The organism is Verminephrobacter aporrectodeae subsp. tuberculatae At4 (genome assembly GCF_000193225.1).
Taxonomy (GTDB): Bacteria; Pseudomonadota; Gammaproteobacteria; order Burkholderiales; family Burkholderiaceae_C; genus Acidovorax; species Acidovorax aporrectodeae.
In genome coordinates, this window is record NZ_AFAL01000455.1 from 1 (window position 1) to 1,813 (window position 1,813).

Here is a 1,813-nt window from a genome sequence, read left to right on the forward strand (position 1 = left end):
CCATGCGCAGGCCACGGAAATTACCCGCAGCGCCCGGGGCAAGGTGGACGGCGCCATCGTCCACGCCGACGGGCGCGAGATCCGCGCGCGCGCCGGCGTGGTGATCATGGCCACCGGCGTGTGGCTGCGCGACTGGACCGGGCGCCGCAAGAACGCCGAGCAGTCGCTGCACATCCGCCCGGCCAAGGGCGTGCACATCGCCATTCCATGGATCAAGATCCGCAACGACTGCACGATCACGATCCCCGTGCCGGGCCGCAGCCGGCGCGCGACCATTACGCGCTGGGGCGACGTGTCCTACCTCGGAACGACGGACGAGGACTACACGGGCGACCTGGACAACGTGCTGTGCACCCGGCAGGAGCTCGACTTTCTGCTCGAAGGCGCGCGCTCTGCGCTGAAGACGGACCTGCAAGCGCAGGACGTGGTCGGCAGCATCGCCGGCTGCCGCCCGCTGGTGGCGCCGCCCGGCGGCAGGACGCAGGAGATCCGCCGCAACCACGAGATCCACACCGCCGACGATGGCCTGGTGAGCATCGTCGGCGGCAAGCTGACCACCGCGCGCCATATGGCGGAGCAGACCATCGACGCGGCGCAAAAGGTGATTGGACGCCGCGGCAGCTGCCGGACCCGATCCGCGTACCTGCTCGGGGCCGGGGGCTACGACGCGCAGGCCATCGTCGCATCGGGCGGGATGTCCGCGCACCTGGGCGAGCGCTATGGCACCGAGGCGCGCTTCGTCGGCGACATCCTTCAGGCCGACGCCGCGCTCGCGCGGCCCATCGTCGAGGGCCTGCCCTATACCGAGGCCGAAGTCGTCTACGCCGTGCGCCACGAACTGGCGGCCACCGTGGACGACGTGCTCTCGCGCCGCATCCGCGCACGCCTCATGGCACGCGACGCGTCCGGGCGCGCCGCGCACCGCGTGGGCCAGATTCTCCAGACCGAACTCCGGCTGCCGGAGGCGGTCGTCACCCGGCAGGTCAGCGACTACCTGGCCGCCATCGCCCTCGAAAAATCCGTTCTCATGGGAGACAGCACATGATCAGCAAGCAGGCCATCCAGCGCGGCTACAACCGCGGCAACTACGTCGTCGGCGCGCATACCCCGCCGGGCTATGCGGCGGGCATCCGGGAGGCGCCCGACATCCCGGGCCTGCAGCGCGATGCGCTGGCCATCAGCACGGCCGACCTGGACGCCCTGCGCCAAGTAGCCGACGAGGTCCTGACCGCCACCGGCGACGTGGTCCGGTGGACCCGCGACTGGTGGGCCGGCTCGATGATGACCGAGACGGGCGGCAAGCCGGCCACGCCGCGCGGCGCCATCGTGCGCGTGTCCACGTCCGATCAGGTGCAGGCCGTGATGCGCATCGCCAGCGCCAGCGCGACGCCGGTGACGGTCTCCGCAGGCCGCAGCAACGTCACCGGCGCCGCCCTGCCGGTGCGCGGGGGCATCGTGCTGGACGTCTGCGGACTGAACAAGCTGCTGGGCTTCGACGCGGCAAGCCAGATCGTCGAGGTCGAGGCCGGCATGTTCGGCGACCTCTTCGAGCAAGCCATCCAGCAGAACTACGGCATGACCCTGGGCCATTGGCCCTCGTCCTACGCCATCAGCACCATCGGGGGCTGGGTGGCGTGCCGCGGCGCCGGGCAGCTCTCCACACGCTACGGCAAGATCGAAGACATGGTGTTCGGCATGGACGTGGTGCTCGCCGACGGCCGCCTGGTCACCGTAGGCGGCTACTCGCGCGCGGCGCTGGGCCCGGACCTGCAACAACTTTTCATCGGTTCGGAGGGGACGCTGGGCGTGATCG

2 protein-coding genes are annotated in these 1,813 nt (G+C 70.7%); both read left to right on the forward strand.

Features of this window, described 5'->3' with window-relative positions; all coding sequences use genetic code 11:
- Nucleotides 1–1,045 (forward strand): glycerol-3-phosphate dehydrogenase/oxidase (locus VTU_RS0114855; protein WP_010105503.1); only part of this gene is annotated, 1,045 nt, incomplete at its 5' end.
- The coding region (locus tag VTU_RS0114860) for an FAD-binding oxidoreductase (RefSeq protein WP_010105505.1) at nucleotides 1,042–1,813 on the forward strand (772 nt) is incomplete at its 3' end. The genes VTU_RS0114855 and VTU_RS0114860, both read left to right, overlap by 4 nt.